Source organism: Pararhodobacter sp. CCB-MM2 (assembly GCF_001691415.1).
Taxonomy (GTDB): Bacteria; Pseudomonadota; Alphaproteobacteria; order Rhodobacterales; family Rhodobacteraceae; genus Pararhodobacter.
The window spans coordinates 1-418 of sequence record NZ_LRRR01000074.1 but is presented as its reverse complement, the minus strand read 5'-3'; the positions used below and the strand labels follow the sequence as shown (position 1 = coordinate 418).

Below are 418 nucleotides of genomic sequence, written 5' to 3'. Positions count from 1 at the left end.
GCGGAAGGATGCGCGGCATCGCCGCGACGGCCTTGGCCAGTTCGTCCGGGGTGGTGCAGGGCGGTTCCTGGCGGGAGGCGGTGGCGCCGTCGTTGGCGAGCGCCCGCATGGCGAGCTCGGAGAGGCCGCGGTGGACGCCGGCCCGTACCTGGTCGGGGGCGATGAGGCCCAGGCCCTTGGGCAGCCCGGCGAGTCCGTGGGCGTCGTCCTCGTACGGCCAGCGGTGGGTCAGGGCGGCGTACAGGAGGGCGCCGATGGCCTCGGTGTCCGTACGGAGGGGGTGCTCCGCGGTGATGCCCCGCAGGGCGGCGTTCACGGCGAGGCCGCGGATCCGGTACTGGCCGGTGGAGCTGCGCAGGACCGCGCCCGGGGTGAGGCGCAGATGGGAGAGGCCCTCGCGGTGGGCGGCGGCCATCGC

General features: G+C 76.3%; 1 pseudogene. It reads right to left on the bottom strand.

The features are described 5' to 3' along the window. Positions 1 to 418, bottom strand: a pseudogene (locus BCY78_RS24250) (hypothetical protein); the annotation flags it as partial.